Genomic DNA, 15,909 nt, shown 5'->3' with positions numbered 1-15,909 from the left:
TTGCCCTGCCCCTCCCGGGGGAGGAGCGCGTCAGCGCGGAGGGGGCGAGTCGCGCCTCAGGATGAACTCCTGATCCAGGGTCTCGCCGACCGGGAAGATGTATTCGCCGACCTTCTCGAAACCCAGCCGGCCATACAGCTTCTGGGCTCCCAGGTTTTCCGACCAGACCCCGATCCAGAGGGTGCGCGAGCCGGACTCGTTCAGCCAGTTCAGGGCGGTGTTCAGCAGCCTGGAGCCTTCGCCGCCGCCCTGATGTTCCTTCAGCACATAAATGCGCTTGAGTTCGCCGTGGCCGGGCTGGACGTCAGGATGGGGCAGATCGCAGGGACCGGCATGGGCGTAACCGACCGCCTCACCGTCGTCTTCCAGCAGCCAGGTGGCCTTGGCTGGATCCGCCAAGCTGTCGCGGGTCCGCTCCAGGCCATAGGCATAGGCCAGGAAGGTCTCCAGATCCTGCGGCGGATAGAGGTGGCCGAAGGTCTGGCTGAAGGTCCGGGCTCCCAGGCTGGAGACCGTATCAGCGTCAAGGGCGGTGGCGCGGCGGAGAGAAAGGCTCATATTGCGCGTGATAACCTTGATCGGCCCATTTCGTCCAACGGCGGTCCGCGATAGCTTGAGGTCATGAGCCTCACGCTGTTCACCCATCTGGACATGCTCGACCACAGGCCGGGCCCGGACCATGCCGAGCGGCCCGAGCGTCTTCGGGCGGTGATCGACGCGCTGGAGGATGATCCCAATCTGGATCTGGAAACGCTCGAGGCGCCTCTGGTCGATCTCGCCGACCTGGCCCTGGTGCACCCACAGGCTTTCATCGATCGGATTCTCGCCGCGGGCCCCAGCACGGGCCAGCACGCCCTGGATCCGGACACCGTACTGTCGCCCGGCAGTCTCAGGGCCGCGCGACGGGCGGCCGGGGCGACGGTCGCGGCGGTTCGGCGCGTGGCGGCGGGCCAGGCCAGGCGGGCTTTCTGCGCGGTGCGTCCTCCTGGACATCATGCCGAGCCTGCCACGGCGATGGGCTTTTGCGTGTTCTCCAACGTGGCGATCGCGGCGCGCGTGGCCCAGGCGTCGGGTTTGAAACGCGTCGCCATCGTCGATTTCGACGTCCACCACGGCAACGGCTCCCAGGCGGCGTTCGAGAACGACCCGACCGTCTTTGTCGCTTCGATCCACCAGTCACCGCTGTATCCCGGCACCGGTGATCCGTCTGAGACGGGGCTGGGCAATATAGCCAACGCCATCGTCCCGCCCCAGGCTTCGGCCGAACTCTGGCGGGCGGGCTTCTCGGGCCTGATGGACAAGGTCGACGCCTTCTCGCCCGACCTGATTTTGGTCTCGGCCGGCTTCGACGCCCATGTGCGCGATCCCCTGTCGGCGCAGAACCTCGAGGCCGAGGATTTCGCCTGGGCGACGCGGGCGATCGTCTCCGTCGCCCAGGCAAGGTCGCGGGGGCGTATTGTTTCCTCGCTCGAGGGCGGCTACGACCTGCAGGCGCTGGGGCGCTCAGCCGCCGCGCATGTCAGCGCTCTGCAGGAGGGATGAAGGGACCGGAGGCCAGCCTCCGCACCTTTGGGAACATGGCCGACGCAACTCACGCCGACCAGGTCCTCGCGCAGGACAAGCCCGCACCGTCGGGCCTCATCACCCTGGCGCGCCACGGCGAGCCGGCGCTGTCGCGGAAGGTCCGCTTCAACAGCGCCGCTTATGGCGAATGGTGGGCGCGTTATGAGATCGGCGGATTGAAGCCCGGTCAAACGCCGCCGGTCTCTCTGGTCGAGGCCGCCCGACATGCCGGCGCTGTCATCGCCTCGACCCGCCGCCGCTCGATCGAAACCGCGCAGGCTGTGTGCGACGGCCGCGCCTTCGCGACTGATCCGCTGTTCATCGAGGCCCCCCTGCCGCCGCCGCCCTGGCCGGCCTGGATCAGGATGAAGCCCAGCCACCTGGGATTCTTCGCCCGGTTCTGGTGGTGGTTTTTCGACAATCACGCAGGTCAGGAGAGCCGCGCCCAGGCCGAACTGCGCGCGGATCAGGCGGCCGATCTGCTGATCGAGCTTTCCGCCAACGGACAGGATATTCTGGTTCTGGCGCACGGGTTCTTCAACTGGATGATCGCCCGATCCCTGATCAAAAAGGGTCTGCGCAAGTCGGTTGACGAAGGTCACGGCTACTGGAGCGTCAAGCGCTTCGCTCGGCCCTAGACGTCTTCGCGGGATTTCCCCTCGCCATTCGGACTTTCCTTCCGTTCACCCCGCTCTCCGTCGTTGCCCCTCTCTTCTCGCGCCACTAGGGTGCGCATCATTCCCTTTGGAGTTGAAATGACCGACGCCTCGAAAGCCATGGACGGAGATCTCGCCGGTTTGAGCTTCGAGCAGGCCCTGGCCGAGCTTGAAAAGATCGTGTCCGAGCTCGAATCCGGTCAGGCGCCGCTGGAACGGTCGATCGACATCTATGAGCGCGGCGCGGCCCTGAAGGCCCACTGCGAGAAGAAACTCGAGGCCGCCCGCCTGAAGGTCGAGAAGATCGTGCTGGGGCAGGGCGGTGCGGTGACCGCCGAGTCGGCGGACTTTAGCTGATGGGTTCAGCGCCGATCACCTATGACGACTTCGACAAGGTCGACATCCGCATTGGGACCGTCATCAAGGCCGAAGCGTTTCCGGAGGCGCGCAAGCCTGCCTACAAGCTGACCATCGATTTCGGGCCGCTGATCGGCGTCAAGAAATCCTCGGCCCAGGTGACCAAACACTACGCCCTGGATGAACTGGTCGGTCGCCAGGTGGCGGCGGTGGTCAATTTTCCGCCGCGTCAGATCGGTCCGGTGATGTCCGAGGTGTTGTGCCTGGGGTTCCCGGACGCGAAGGGCGATGTGGTGCTGCTTGGCGTGGATCGTCCGGCGCCGGACGGGGGGAAACTGTTTTGATCGATCTGGAACGGCGCATTGTTCAGGCGGCCGATATCGTCACCGTCGCGCTCGATGAGCTGCTGCCCCGCGCTGATGGGCCGGAAAGCCGGCTGACCGAGGCCATGCGCTACGCCGCTCTGGGGCCCGGCAAGCGTCTGCGGCCGTTCTTCGCCCTGGAAACCGGCAAGATGTTCGATCTGGCGGAGCGCCCGGTGTTGCGCGCCGCCTGCGCCCTGGAATGCATCCACGCCTATAGTCTGGTGCATGACGATCTGCCGGCCATGGACGATGACGACATGCGGCGCGGTCGTCCGACCGTTCATATCCAGTACGATCAGGCCACCGCCATCCTGGCCGGCGACGCCCTGCAGACCGCCGCCTTCGAGATCATGGCTCACGTCGACACGCATGACGATGGCAACATCCGTTCTGAGCTGGTGCGCAAGCTGGCCATCGCCTCAGGCGCCAAGGGCATGTGCGGCGGCCAGATGATTGACCTGCTGGGCGTGCGCGACGACCTGGGCGCGGTGGCCCGGATGCAGCGCCTGAAGACCGGCGCCCTGATCGCTTTCGCCTTCGAGATCCCGCTGATCATCGCCCGGGCAAAAGATTCCGAGCGCGCCGCCCTGATGGGTTTCGCTCAGGACCTGGGGCTGGCCTATCAGATCGTCGACGACATTCTCGACGCCGAGGGCGACGAGGCGATCCTCGGAAAAGCCGCCGGCGGCAAGGACGCCGCCAAGGGCAAGGCCAACTATGTCACCCTTCTGGGCCTGGATGCGGCCAAGGAACGCGTGACGCTTTTGGCCGCCCAGACCAAGTCTCACCTCGATATTTTCGGCGAACGCGCCGACCATCTGCGTCGCAGCGTTGATTTCGTGCTGGACCGGCGCAACTGACCGCGCTTTCTTCGGACATGACCCTCGTGACTCCACTCCTCGACAAGATCGCTTCGCCCGCCGACACGCGCGGCCTTTCCGTGGCTGAACTCAAGCAACTGGCGACCGAGGTCCGCGCCGCGACCATCGACGCAGTCTCCGTCACCGGCGGCCATCTGGGCGCGGGTCTGGGCGTGGTCGAGCTGACCGTCGCGCTGCACCACGTCTTCGAAACGCCCAAGGACATCCTGATCTGGGACGTCGGTCACCAGGCCTATCCGCACAAGATCCTCACCGGCCGGCGCGACCGTATCAAGACGCTTCGCCAGGGCGGCGGGCTGTCGGGCTTCACCAAGCGGGCCGAGAGCGAATACGACCCCTTCGGCGCGGCCCATGCGGCCACCTCGATCTCGGCGGCGCTGGGCTTCTGCGCCGCGCGTGACCAGAAGGGCGAGACCAACAAGGTCGTGGCCGTGATCGGCGACGGTTCGATGAGCGCCGGCATGGCCTATGAGGCGATGAACGCGGCGACCGATACGACCAAGCAACTGACCGTCATCCTCAACGACAACGACATGTCGATCGCCCCGCCCGTGGGCGGGATGAGCGCCTATCTGGCCAACCTGGTTTCGGGCGGCGCGTACCGGAAGGTTCGCAAGCTCGGCAAGACGGTGGTCGAGAAACTGCCGACCCCGATGCGCGAAGCGGCTCGCAAGGCCGAGGAATATGCGCGCGGCATGGTCACCGGCGGCACCTTCTTCGAAGAGTTGGGCTTCCACTATGTCGGCCCGATTGACGGCCACGACATGGACGCCCTGGTCAGCGTGCTGAAGAACGCCCGCGAGTTTCAGGACAAGCCGGTTCTGGTCCACGTCGTCACCCAGAAGGGCAAGGGCTATGCCCCGGCCGAGGGCGCCGACGACAAGCTGCACGCCGTGGTCAAGTTCGACGTTGTCACCGGCCAGCAGCACAAGGCCGCCGCCGGGCCGCCCAGCTACACCAAGGTGTTCGCCCAGGAACTGGTCAGGCAGGCGGAGCGCGATCCCAAGATCGTCGCCATCACCGCCGCCATGCCTTCGGGCACGGGCCTGGACATTTTCGGCAAAGTCTTCCCCGAGCGGACGTTCGACGTCGGCATCGCCGAGCAACACGCCGTGACGTTCGCCGCCGGCCTGGCCGCCGATGGCATGAAGCCTTTCGCGGCGATCTATTCCACCTTCCTGCAGCGCGGCTACGATCAGGTGGTCCACGACGTGGCCATTCAGCGTCTGCCGGTGCGCTTCGCCATGGACCGCGCGGGACTGGTCGGCGCCGATGGTCCGACCCATGCAGGCACGTTCGACGTCGGTTTCATGGGCGCCTTGCCCGGCATGGTGCTGATGGCCGCCGCCGACGAGCTGGAGCTGGCCCGCATGGTCGCCACGGCTGTTGAGATCGACGACCGTCCCAGCGCCTTCCGTTATCCGCGCGGCGAGGGTCTGGGCCTCGATATGCCCGTGGGCTGCGCCGATCCGCTGGAGATCGGCAAGGGCCGCATCGTCCGCGAGGGGACCAGCGTCGCAATCGTCTCGTTCGGCACGCGCCTGGCGGAAAGCCTGAAGGCCGCCGATATGCTGACGGCGCGCGGCCTGTCGGCCACGGTCTGCGACGCGCGGTTCGCCAAGCCTCTGGATATTGACCTGCTGCTGCGGCTGGCGCGCGAGCACGAGGCCATCGTTACGGTCGAAGAAGGCGCTATGGGCGGCTTCGGCGCCTTTGTGTTGCAGGCCCTGGCCCAGCACGGGGCTCTGGATCGCGGCCTGAAGATCCGCACCCTGGCGCTTCCCGATGTCTTCCAGGATCAGGACAAGCCCGAGCTGATGTATGCTCAGGCGGGTCTCGACGCCGAGGGTATCCTGCGGGGCGCCTTGTCGGCCCTCGGCATCGACAATGTCAGCGCAGCGGGACGGCGGGCCTAGCGAGGCCAGACGTCTCTAGCCGGCGCAAGATCGGAAGAACGCTTTCACTTCGCCGCGATCTTTACGGATCGCGTTGAGCTTGTGACGCCCGCCATGGGTGAGCACCGCCAGATCGCCTGTCAGCTGAAAACCCGCCAGGGCGGCTGAACTCATCCGTCCTGAGGCCTCCAGTAAGCCGGCTTCGAGCATTGGGCTATCGGTCTTCTCGGCGATGAAGCGACTCTGCGCGCGGTCCGACGCCAGAACGATTTCGCCGCCGGTGAGGCCGACGGCCGAGATGCGGACATTGTCGGCGCCTGGCGAACAACTCAGCATCAGCACCACATCGTCACTCGACGGCCGGCCATAGGCCAGACGTGGCGCTTCGTCGGCGTTGGCAAGGTGCACCCAGCGATAGTCGCTCGTCGCCACATTGCGCGATGCGCAGCCGGACAAGCCTGCGAGCCCGGCTGTCAGCAAGCCCAGAGCAATGAAGGCGGTGATCGAGCGTCCCATGGCGGTTCTCCTGACTGAGGAAACGCGATCGGGGCGCTGTGGTTCAAATGCGGCAGGCGCGGCTACCCTGCGGTGGCCGCGCCTGCGTGTCATCAAGATCGAAGGCGGCTTGTGACGCCTTGCTGGGGGCCGGCTAGAAGGGCGAGAACTTCTCGACCAGGGCCTGGCCGGCCGGGGTCTTCTGCACGCGGCTGATGTCGCCCCGGCCGCCGTAGCTGATCCGGGCTTCAGCGATCTGGGTGTGCTTGATGGTGTTGGCCGAGGAGATGTCTTCCGGCCGCACGATACCGGCGACGGTCAACTGGCGCAGTTCGGCGTTGGTGCGGACTTCCTGCGTGCCCTGGATCACCATGTTGCCGTTGGGCATGACCTGGCTGACCACGGCGGCGATCGTCAGGCTGATCTTTTCCGAACGGCTGACGCTTCCGCCGCCGGCATTGCTGAAGGCCGAGCCGGTCCCGATGGCGTTGGCCGGATCAAAACCGCCGGGCAGGAACTTGCCGAGGCTGGATTCAAGACCCAGGAAATTGCTGACGCCCGCCGATCCGCTGGACGTCCGCGAACTGGCGGTATTGTTCTTGGTGCTGGCGCTGTCGTCGATGTCGATCTGAACGGTCAGGATGTCGCCGACCCGGCTGGCGCGCTGGTCGTTGAAGAAGGCGCGCGCGCCGACCCGCCACAGGGAATTGGCCGAAGCGGCCTGCGGGGTGGGTTCGCGGCTGGATACGAATTGCGAGGTCATCGGAGCCAGCTGGGCTGGATAACCGACGGGCGCCAACTGAGGCCCCTTCACCGCTTCGCTGACGGTCGAGCAGCCGGCGAGCGGGGCGAGGCTGAGCAGGGCGATGGCGAGCAGGGCGGGACGCATGGCGATGACCTCTAGCGAGCGGCGTAGCGGGAAGGGGAGCGGCTGGCCCTCAGGCGCTGGGCCTGGGGACCGACGATGGCGGAGCCGGGGCCTGTAGCGACGGCCTCGATGATCTTCTTGGACAGGCTGTTCTGGACGGCGAAGCTGTCGCCGACCGCAGCGACGGCCATGGCCTTGCCCTGCAGGGTCAGTGAAATGCCGCCGTCTTCATAGGTGACCGAGACCAGATCACCGTTCTTGATGACCTGCGCCGCAGAGACGTCACGCAGCGAAGCGACCGCGCCTTCGCGCAGCGGGCGGCGGGCGCTCATGCCGATGAGGGCGTCGACGTCTTGCGGGGCGTCCGAGGCTGCGGCGGCGACCTTGGTCCAGATCAGATCCTGAGGCTGGACGATTTCGCCGGCCGCGATGCTGCGGGCATAGGCAAGAACTTCCACATTGCCCTTGGCGCGGCTGGCGCCGGCGACGACGCCGTCGCTCTCGACGCCCTGGCGAACGATGATCCGGCGAATACCTTGCGGATTGGTCCAGTCCAGCCCGGCGCGGTGGGCGAAAGACTGCACCCGGGAGGCCTCGAGAACCGCCGTCGGTCCCACGCGGACGGCGACCTGAAGGGACGAGGCCGAACCGGCCCCATCGAACAGGTCGCCCAGGGTGATGCGGCCGTCGGAGTCTGTGGTGTCGAACTTCAGCGATACGGCCTGGCCGGCGAGGGCAGGGCTCGCCAAGGTCAGGACGCAGGCCGTGATCAGGAGGCGCTTCATGAGCCTAGGACCTCAGCTGCGAGGTGGCCTGGAGCATCTGGTCGGCCGTGGTGATCACCTTCGAATTCATTTCGTAGGCGCGCTGGGCGACGATCAGGGCGGTAATTTCGCTCACCGAGTCGACGTTGGAGGCTTCGGTGTAGTTCTGCAGAAGGGTGCCGAAGCCGGGCTGGCCGGGGGCGGCGATATTGGCCGGGCCGGAGCCGCCGCTCTCGAGGAAGAGGTTGTCGCCGATGGCTTCTAGGCCGCCTTCGTTCATGAAGTTGGCCAGTTCGATCTGCCCGATCGTCTGCGGCGCGACCTGACCCGAAAGGGTCACCTGCACCAGGCCGGTCTTGCCGATGGTGGTGGCGACGGCGTTTTGCGGAATGGTGATGCCGGGCTGGACCAGATAGCCGTCGTCGGTGACCACCTGACCCTGGTCATTGGTCGAGAAGTTGCCGGCCCGGGTATAGGCGGTTTCGCCGGTGGGCAGCAGAACCTGCAGATAGCCCTTGCCCTGAATGGCCACGTCCAACTCATTGTTGGTCATGGTGGGCGTGCCCTGTTCGGTGATCCGATAGACCGATCCGGCTTTCACGCCGCCGCCGACCTGAACGCCGGTCGGGACCACATTGCCGTCGCTGGACGACTGGGCGCCGGCCCGTTCGATGGTCTGGTAGAGCAGGTCCTGGAACTCGGCCCGCTGACGCTTGAAGCCAACCGTATTCATGTTGGCGATGTTGTTCGAAATGACTTCGACGTTCAGCTGTTGGGCCGACATGCCGGACGCGGCGGTGCGTAGAGCTTGCATGACCTATGTTCCCTAGTTGACTTTGCCGAGGCGCTCGACGGCGGAGCGCGTCAGTTCGGCGGTGTTGTCCATCATCTTGGCCATGCTCTCGTAGGCGCGCTGCACCTCGATCAGCTTGGTGATCTGGACCACGGACTGGACGTTGGACGCTTCCAGCATGCCCTGATGGACGACGGCGTCCGGGGCGGGCTGGAGCGTGGCGTTCGAGGTGTTGCGATAGAGGTTGTCGCCGTCCTTGCTGAGCACGGCCAGATCGTCGGGACGGACGACGCCGATCTTGCCGACGCTCAGGGCGCCCTGGCTGATGATACCGTCCTTGCCGATGGTGACGGGGCCTTGCTTGGGATCGATCAGGATCTCGCCGCCGCCTTCGTCCAGCACCGGTGCGCCCAGTTGGGTGACCAGCTTGCCTTCGGGGTTGGTGGTGAAGCGGCCGTCGCGGGTATAGCGCTCGCCGCCGGCGGTCTGGACCTTGAAGAAGCCCTTGCCCTCGATGGCCACATCAAAATCGCCACCCGTCTTGGTCATCGCACCCTGGGTGAAATCGCGGGTCACGCCGTCGTCGAGCACGAACCTGACGGGGTTCGAGCCGCCCAGGGTTCTGGCGGGCTTGGCCGCCTCGGTTCGGACCATCAGATCCTCGGTCTTGAAACCGGTGGTGTTGGCGTTGGCGATGTTGTTCGCCACGATGTCGAGCTCGCGACGAAGGGTCATCTGCCGCGACAGGCCCACATACAGCGCGTTGTCCATGACGAGTTAACTCGGGCGGCTGGCGCGAAAAATGCGCCGACAGGGTTACTGCAACCTTCGGGCCAACTCGAAAAGCCAAGTAAAAACAAGGAATAGGAAGGTTAACGAGGGGGTGTTGGTCGGAGTCTGCCGGGCAGATTCAGCCTGCGGCGAAATGGCCTCCAAAACACATCGTTAACCATGGTCGCGCATGAGTATGCAGGTAGATTCCAAGGAACCGCGCGCGTGGCCAAGAAACCCCCGAAGGAAGCCGCCCCCGAAGGCGAAGAGGGCGCTGTAGAAGGCGAAGCTCCGGCCAAGAAAAAGCCGCCGATCGTGCTGATCGCGGCCGCCGCTGGCGTGCTCGTTCTGGGCGGCGGCGGGGCGGCCGCCTTCTTTTTGATGAAGCCAAAGCCGGCCGCTCACGGGGAGGCTGGCGCTGAAGAGCACGGCAAGGAAAAGAAGGAAAAGAAAAAAGAGAAGGAGAAGGAAGGCGGCCATGGCGGTGGCGGCGAGGCCAAGGCCGGCGAAGGCGGCGCTGGGGTGCCGATCGTCAAGGAGGGGCCCGATGGCGTGGTGTTCTACACCTTGCCCGACATTGTCGTGAACATGCAGACGGCGGACGGCAAGTCGACCTTCCTGAAGCTGAAACTGACCTTTGAGCTCCCTGACGAGGAAACGGCCGAGGCGCTGACCCCGAATCTGCCCAGGCTGCAGGACATGTTCCAGACCTTCCTGCGCGAGCTACGTCCGGAAGATCTTAACGGCAGTCAGGGCACCTTCCAGCTCCGCATCGAGCTGCTGCGCCGCGTCAATCTCGTCGCGGCGCCGTCCAAGGTGAATGCTGTCCTGATCGAGGAGATGCTGATCAACTAGCCCCTTCGGGAGCTGGTTGGGCGAACCCATATGGCGGACGAACTCGACGATCAGGCCGCGATGGCCCAATGGGCTTCGGAGAACCCGCCGGGCGGTCAGCCGGGCGGCGACGCCGCTGGCGAGTTCGGTGACTTCAGCGGCGGCATGGGCGGCGGCATGGCCGGCGGCGGCTGGGATGATGGCGGCGGCGGCGATGGAGCTGGCACCGAGCGCATCCTGAACCAGGACGAAATCGATAGCCTGCTGGGCTTCGATCTGTCCGGCGACGGCAATGACGATCGCACCGGCATCCGGGCGATCATCAACTCGGCGCTGGTCAGCTACGAGCGTCTGCCGATGCTCGAAATCGTCTTCGATCGCCTGGTGCGGTTGATGACGACCTCTCTGCGGAACTTCACCAGCGACAACGTCGAGGTCAGTCTCGACAACATCAGTTCGATCCGGTTCGGCGACTATCTGAACTCGATACCGCTGCCGGCCATCCTGGCGGTGTTCCGGGCCGAGGAGCTCGACAACTACGGCCTGCTGACCGTCGACTCCAACCTGATCTACTCGATCGTCGACGTGCTGTTGGGCGGTCGCCGCGGCACCGCCGCGATGCGCATTGAAGGCCGGCCCTACACCACCATCGAACGGGTGCTGGTGCAGCGGATGGTCGAGGTGGTGCTGAACGACGCCAAGGCGGCTTTTGAGCCCCTGCACCCGGTCTCGTTCAGCCTGGATCGCCTGGAGACCAATCCGCGCTTCGCCGCGATCGCCCGGCCGGCCAACGCCGCCATCCTGGTCAAGTTGCGTATCGATATGGAGGATCGCGGCGGCCGTATCGAGCTGCTGCTGCCCTACGCGACTCTCGAACCGATCCGGAAAATGCTGCTGCAGCAGTTCATGGGTGAGAAGTTCGGCCGCGACAACATCTGGGAAGGCCACTTGGCCACCGAGCTGTGGACCACCCAGATGGAGGTGCGCGCCGTTCTCGATGAGCAGCAGTTGCCCTTGTCGCGGGTCCTGAATCTGCAGGTCGGCGACACCCTCATGCTGAACGCGACGCCTGACAGCCTCGTCGAGCTGCGGGCGGGCGCCATTCCGCTGACGCGCGGTCGCATGGGCCGGCGCAACCACTCGATCGCAATCCGCGCCGAGGCGCCGCTGACGCCGGCGGCCAAGAAAGCGGTTCAGAAGCTGAAATGAGTATCGCGGCCCTTGCCCTCAACGCTCTGCTAGCGGTTCTGCTGATCGTGGCTCTGGGCTTTGGCTGGCGCCTGGAGCGCCGACTGAAAGCCTTGCGCGACAGTCATGCGGGCTTTGCCAAGGCTGTGGCCGATCTCGATGGCGCTGCGGCGCGGGCCGAGCAGGGGCTTGCCGATCTGCGCGCCGCGACCGATGAGGCGTCCGAGACCCTGGCCGATCGCATCGAGCGCGCCACGGCCCTTGCCGCCAAGCTCGACGAGCGGATCAATCGCCCGTTGGTCACGCCGCCGCCGGCCGCGGCTCCAGCCGCGGGACAGTCGCGCCCCGAGCAGGAGCCCAAGCCCGACCGTCGCCTCAAGGCTGAGGATTTCGAGCGTTTGCTGGATCGGGAAGCCAGGGCCGCGCGGCCTGTGGATCCCTCCGCGCCCCCTGCGCCGGTTTCGCGACCCCGTCCCGCCCCGGAAACCCCACGTTCACGGGCGCGGGTTGATGATGACCTCTTCGAGGGCCCGGTCGATCCGCCGCGTCCCGGACCCAATTTCAGAGCCCGGTGATGAAGAACATTCCCCGTATCCTGCCACTCGTCGGCGTCGCCGTAGGCGGCGTCCTGGCGATCAACGCTTTGGCGGGCGCCAAGTCTGTGCCCGATATGCTTAGCGGAGCGAAGGCCTTCGCTGAGGGCGTGGCCAAGCCGGACGCCAAGTCTGGCCATGGCGAAGAGGCGCCGTCGGCCGAATCCGCAGGGCATGACGCGGCGGCCTCGACGGCTCCGCCGCCGCGTGTCTGCGCGCCTTCGGCCACCGATTTGGCGCGCGAAGCGGGCCTGTCGCCCGCTGAGCTTCGTATCTTGCAGAGCCTGGGCGCGCGTCGCGGTCAGCTTGACCAGCGCGAACAGGACATCGATGTCCAGCTTCAGCTGTTGGCGGCCGCTGAGGCCAAGCTGGACGCCAAGGTCAAGGCGTTGAACGGCCTGAAGGGCGATATCCAGGGATTGCTGGGCCAGGCTGACAGCCAGAAGTCGGCCGAGGTCGACCGGATGGTGACCGTGTTCTCGAGCATGAAGCCCAAGGACGCCGCCGCGCGAATGTCGATCCTCGAAGACGCCGTACGCCTGCCGATCGCCGCCAAGATGAAAGAGCGGACGCTGAGCTTGATCCTGGCCAATATGTCGCCGGCCGACGCCAAGACCCTGACCGAGCGCCTCGCCAATCGTTTCGCCAACGACGCTATCAACAAGGGCAAGGCTGCGATCGCCGACAATGCCGGCGCGTCTGCGGGTGACGCGCAGGCCAAGCAGGCGGCCGACGCCTCGCTGGCGGGCGCCGCCGCCCCCAAGAAGGCCGGTTAGGCGCTCGATGAGTCTTCGCGCGATCCTGCGGTCCGGTGTCGCGGCGGTTTGCATCGCCAGCGTGGCGGCGCCGTCGGTTAACGCCGCCGGTCCCGCAGCGGCGTCGCGCGGATCGCTGGACCTGCGTGTTGCGCAGGCGGCGGATTTCAGCCGCCTCGAATTCCACTGGACCGGCGGCGCGCGCCTGACGTCCAAGCGCGACGGTCAGGTTCTGACCCTGCGCTTCAGCCGTGACGCCAATCCGGACATGAGCGTGCTGCGCCTGACGCCACCGCGCTGGGTGAAGTCGGCCGAGGCCCGCCATGAGGGCGGGGCGCTGGAGATCATCCTCACCCTGACCGACGACGCCGACGTGCGTCTGGGGAACGCCGACGGCGCGGACTTCGTCAATATCTTCGCTCGGGCCGGCGCCATGGCGGACGCGGCCCATCCGGCGGCGCCTGTCGCTCCCGTCGGGCGCGCCAATCCGATGCCGCAGGGCGGGGTGGTCAAGGGCGGGTTCGAGAAGGTCGACTCCCAGATCCGCCTGAGCTTCAACTGGGCCGCGCCCGCCGGCGCTGCGGTGTTCCGGCGCGGCGAAGCGGTGTGGGTGGTTTTTGATACGCCCGCCCGCCTCGACATTTCCAAGTTCCCGACCGCCAGCCCCTTCTATTCGAAGATTCAGGTCTTTAAGGGCAGCGACTACAGCGCGCTGCGGATCGTGACGCCCCATGGAACGCCCTATTCAGCCCAGGGCATGGGAAGCAATTGGTCGATCAATCTGGGCCCGGGTTCGCAAGATACGCCTGATGCGATCCGCGTCGCCCGCGACGAAACCGTCACGCCCGCCACGCTGACAGCCGCCCTGGCCGGCGTCACCAAGGCGGTCTGGGTCAATGACGGCGCTGTTGGCGATCGCCTGCTGGTCGCTCCGGCCCTGGCGCCGTCCAAGGGCCTGCCTTCGCGCCGTGAATATGTCGAGATGGCGCTGCTGCCCTCGGCGCAGGGCTTGGCCGCGGAGGCCTATGCCAGCGATCTGATGGTCTCGGTTGACGGCGATCTGTTGCGTATTGGCAGGCCCAAGGGTCTGGTGCTGTCGCCGCTCTCGGTCACCCGCGCACCCGAGGAGGCCGCGGCCGGCGCGCCGCAACCGATGGCCATGCCGGCCCTGATCGACCTGGAAGATTGGCCCAAGACCGGGTCCGGCGGATTCCTCGCGCGCTACAATGCGCTTCAGGGCGCCATTCCCGCCGCCAGCGAGGGGGACGACAAGAACGGCGACATCGGCGCGCGCATGGCGCTGGCGCGATTCCTGGTGGGATCGGGCATGTCCTACGAAGCGATTGGGGTGCTGAATGCGGCGGCCCGCAAGCACCAGACCCTTTTGGGCGACAGCGAGTTTCGCGGTTTGCGCGGCATGGCTCGGGTTATGGCCAATCGTCTGGGTGAGGCCGAAAATGATTTCGCCTCGCCGGTCCTGGCGGACGATCCGTCAGCCGCCCAGTGGCGTGGCTATATCGCCGCCCAGCAGAACGAGTGGGCCGATGCGCGTGCCAAGTTCGCCAATGCGGGCCGGGCGCTTGATCTGTTTCCACCGCTTTGGCGCGCGCGCTTCCTGCACGCCCAGGCCAAGGCCGCCTTGGGAACCGGCGACCTCGCTGCTGCGGCGCGCCTGATCGCCGACGCCCTGAAGCAGCCCAAGGTTCCCATCGAGGATCAGCTCGATATCCGCCTCACCCAGGCGCGGATGTTTGAGGCCAAGGGCGAAAAAATGCGGGCCCTGCGCATGTTTCAGGCCATCGCCAAGGCGCCGATCGACAGGATCGCGGCGCCGGCCATGCTGCACGCCACGCAGCTGCGACTGGCCAAAGGGCAGATCGACGCGAGCACGGCGGCTAACGAGCTCAACCAGCTCCGCTTCCGCTGGCGCGGCGACGGCGTTGAACTCGAGACCATGCGGGGGCTGGGCAAGCTCTTTATCGATCAGGGGCGCTATCGCGAGGCGCTGGAAGTCCTCCACTCGGCCGGAAACAACCAGCCCGACCACCCTCAGGCGATCGCGCTCCGCAACGACCTCAACACAGCGTTCCGGTCGTTGTTCCTGGACGGACTCGCCGACGGCATGCAGCCGATCCAGGCCGTGGGTCTGTTCTATGATTTCCAGGACCTGACCCCGCTGGGCGCCGATGGCGACCAGATGGTGCGAAACCTCGTTCGTCGTCTGGTCGATGTCGATCTGCTCGACGAGGCCGCCAAGCTGCTGAAATATCAGGTCGACAACCGCCTGAACGGCGTACCCAAGGCCCAGGTCGCGACGGATCTGGCCTGGATCTATTTAATGAACAAGCAGCCTGAGAATGCGCTGCAGGCCATCAATGACACCCGCACCACGATCTTGCCGCCGCGTCTGAACGCTGAACGCCGCCAGGCCACCGCGCGCGCCTATATGGGGCTCGGCCGCTATGACGCCGCGCTGGAGCTCGTCGAAACCGACAACAGCCGCGACTCTCAGGATATTCGCGCCGAGATCGCCTGGAAGCAGCGGACCTGGCCTGTCGCCGCCGGCCTGTACGAGAAGTCGCTGGGCGACCGCTGGAAAGGGCAGGGGGCCCTGGCGGTGGATGATGAGTCGCGGCTGCTGCGGGCCGGTGTCGCCTATAGCCTGGCGGACGACGATGCGGGTCTGGCGCGCCTTCGTCAGCGCTATTCCGGCTTTGTCGAAGGATCGAGCAATCCCGCGGGGCTTCGGATCGCCTTGTCGGGGATGAACGTCGAATCGCTGTCCAGCAGCGATTTCGCTCGTGTGACGGCTGATAATGAGGCCTTCGGCGGCTGGGTCGGAAAGATGAAGGACCGGTTCCGCGCGGCCCGTCCGACCGGATAACCTCTCTTCCCTTGGGCCTACACCCTCACCAGGCCCGCCTGCGGTCCTTGAGTGTCCGCCGGTCTGGACGCGGTCGCGCGCTTTGGCTCTCGCGTGCGTCAAACTGTTTGTGAAAATCCATTGGTCTGGTGGCGAGCCTTGCGCGTTTGGCCTAGGTAAGGCCTGCCCGACTTCCCGGGCGGAACGTTGAGGGTCAATGCCTTGCCAAGCTTGGGTAGGCATGCCATGACAACGTTGTCATAGGGTG

At 66.0% G+C, this 15,909-nt stretch carries 17 protein-coding genes; 11 read left to right on the top strand and 6 right to left on the bottom strand.

The window, feature by feature from the left end; all coding sequences use genetic code 11:
* Nucleotides 1-30: 30 nt before the first annotated feature.
* Nucleotides 31-558, bottom strand: coding sequence for a GNAT family N-acetyltransferase (locus ACW18B_RS17280; protein ID WP_492048249.1), 528 nt, complete (start codon nucleotides 556-558; stop codon nucleotides 31-33).
* 63 nt (nucleotides 559-621) lie between these two features.
* Here ACW18B_RS17280 and ACW18B_RS17275 point away from each other — a divergent pair, with 63 nt between their 5' ends.
* The 6 genes from ACW18B_RS17275 to dxs all read left to right on the top strand — a co-directional run bounded on the left by ACW18B_RS17275 (nucleotide 622) and on the right by dxs (nucleotide 5,738).
* Entirely contained in the window at nucleotides 622-1,542 is a 921-nt protein-coding gene (locus ACW18B_RS17275; protein ID WP_492048248.1) for a histone deacetylase family protein, read from the top strand.
* A gap of 35 nt (nucleotides 1,543-1,577) precedes the next feature.
* Nucleotides 1,578-2,201 carry a histidine phosphatase family protein gene (locus ACW18B_RS17270; protein ID WP_492048247.1) on the top strand — a complete coding sequence of 208 codons (624 nt, stop codon included), beginning with the start codon at nucleotides 1,578-1,580 and terminating at the stop codon, nucleotides 2,199-2,201.
* A gap of 117 nt (nucleotides 2,202-2,318) precedes the next feature.
* Nucleotides 2,319-2,576 carry an exodeoxyribonuclease VII small subunit gene (locus ACW18B_RS17265; protein WP_492048246.1) on the top strand — a complete coding sequence of 86 codons (258 nt, stop codon included), beginning with the start codon at nucleotides 2,319-2,321 and terminating at the stop codon, nucleotides 2,574-2,576.
* Entirely contained in the window at nucleotides 2,576-2,920 is a 345-nt protein-coding gene (locus tag ACW18B_RS17260; protein WP_492048245.1) for a tRNA-binding protein, read from the top strand. Before ACW18B_RS17265 ends, ACW18B_RS17260 begins: the two co-directional genes overlap by 1 nt.
* The gene (locus ACW18B_RS17255) at nucleotides 2,917-3,801 is read left to right on the top strand and encodes a polyprenyl synthetase family protein (RefSeq protein WP_492048244.1); all 885 of its coding nucleotides are present in this window, start codon (nucleotides 2,917-2,919) and stop codon (nucleotides 3,799-3,801) included. The genes ACW18B_RS17260 and ACW18B_RS17255 overlap by 4 nt, the downstream gene beginning before the upstream one ends.
* Nucleotides 3,802-3,818: 17 nt before the next feature.
* Nucleotides 3,819-5,738, top strand: coding sequence for a 1-deoxy-D-xylulose-5-phosphate synthase (gene dxs, locus ACW18B_RS17250; protein WP_492048243.1), 1,920 nt, complete (start codon nucleotides 3,819-3,821; stop codon nucleotides 5,736-5,738).
* Nucleotides 5,739-5,753: 15 nt separating this feature from the next.
* On the opposite strand, the gene ACW18B_RS17245 is transcribed toward dxs, so the two are convergent.
* The 5 genes from ACW18B_RS17245 to flgF form a co-directional block, all read right to left on the bottom strand.
* The gene (locus ACW18B_RS17245; protein WP_492048242.1) at nucleotides 5,754-6,233 is read right to left on the bottom strand and encodes a hypothetical protein; all 480 of its coding nucleotides are present in this window, start codon (nucleotides 6,231-6,233) and stop codon (nucleotides 5,754-5,756) included.
* Between the two features lie 133 nt (nucleotides 6,234-6,366).
* Nucleotides 6,367-7,101, bottom strand: coding sequence for a flagellar basal body L-ring protein FlgH (gene flgH, locus ACW18B_RS17240; protein WP_492048241.1), 735 nt, complete (start codon nucleotides 7,099-7,101; stop codon nucleotides 6,367-6,369).
* An 11-nt stretch (nucleotides 7,102-7,112) separates the two neighbouring features.
* A complete protein-coding gene (gene flgA, locus ACW18B_RS17235; protein WP_492048240.1) occupies nucleotides 7,113-7,865 on the bottom strand; it encodes a flagellar basal body P-ring formation chaperone FlgA in 753 nt (250 codons plus the stop codon).
* 4 nt (nucleotides 7,866-7,869) lie between these two features.
* Entirely contained in the window at nucleotides 7,870-8,658 is a 789-nt protein-coding gene (flgG, locus tag ACW18B_RS17230; RefSeq protein WP_492048239.1) for a flagellar basal-body rod protein FlgG, read from the bottom strand.
* Between the two features lie 12 nt (nucleotides 8,659-8,670).
* Complete coding sequence (gene flgF / locus ACW18B_RS17225; RefSeq protein ID WP_492048238.1) at nucleotides 8,671-9,408, bottom strand: flagellar basal-body rod protein FlgF; 738 nt, start codon at nucleotides 9,406-9,408, stop codon at nucleotides 8,671-8,673.
* A gap of 225 nt (nucleotides 9,409-9,633) precedes the next feature.
* On the opposite strand from flgF, the gene fliL reads away from it, so the two are divergent.
* The 5 genes from fliL to ACW18B_RS17200 are packed head-to-tail and all read left to right on the top strand — an operon-like array spanning nucleotide 9,634 to nucleotide 15,662.
* A complete protein-coding gene (fliL, locus tag ACW18B_RS17220) occupies nucleotides 9,634-10,263 on the top strand; it encodes a flagellar basal body-associated protein FliL (RefSeq protein WP_492051762.1) in 630 nt (209 codons plus the stop codon).
* A gap of 30 nt (nucleotides 10,264-10,293) precedes the next feature.
* Nucleotides 10,294-11,451: a flagellar motor switch protein FliM gene (fliM, locus tag ACW18B_RS17215; protein ID WP_492048237.1), complete on the top strand. Its 1,158-nt coding sequence runs from the start codon at nucleotides 10,294-10,296 to the stop codon at nucleotides 11,449-11,451.
* Nucleotides 11,448-12,005, top strand: a complete 558-nt coding sequence (locus ACW18B_RS17210) for a DUF6468 domain-containing protein (RefSeq protein ID WP_492048236.1) — start codon at nucleotides 11,448-11,450, stop codon at nucleotides 12,003-12,005. The genes fliM and ACW18B_RS17210 overlap by 4 nt, the downstream gene beginning before the upstream one ends.
* On the top strand, nucleotides 12,005-12,799 hold the full coding sequence (locus ACW18B_RS17205; RefSeq protein ID WP_492048235.1) for a MotE family protein: 795 nt from the start codon (nucleotides 12,005-12,007) through the stop codon (nucleotides 12,797-12,799). Before ACW18B_RS17210 ends, ACW18B_RS17205 begins: the two co-directional genes overlap by 1 nt.
* 7 nt (nucleotides 12,800-12,806) lie before the next feature.
* Nucleotides 12,807-15,662 (top strand): tetratricopeptide repeat protein, encoded by a 2,856-nt coding sequence (locus tag ACW18B_RS17200; RefSeq protein WP_492048234.1) that lies wholly within the window; start codon nucleotides 12,807-12,809, stop codon nucleotides 15,660-15,662.
* Nucleotides 15,663-15,909: the final 247 nt, after the last annotated feature.

The sequence above is a fragment of the Caulobacter sp. FV2ps19 genome, assembly GCF_058681035.1.
The sequence above is the reverse complement of the archived record's forward strand: the minus strand, read 5'-3'. Positions and strand labels throughout refer to the sequence as shown.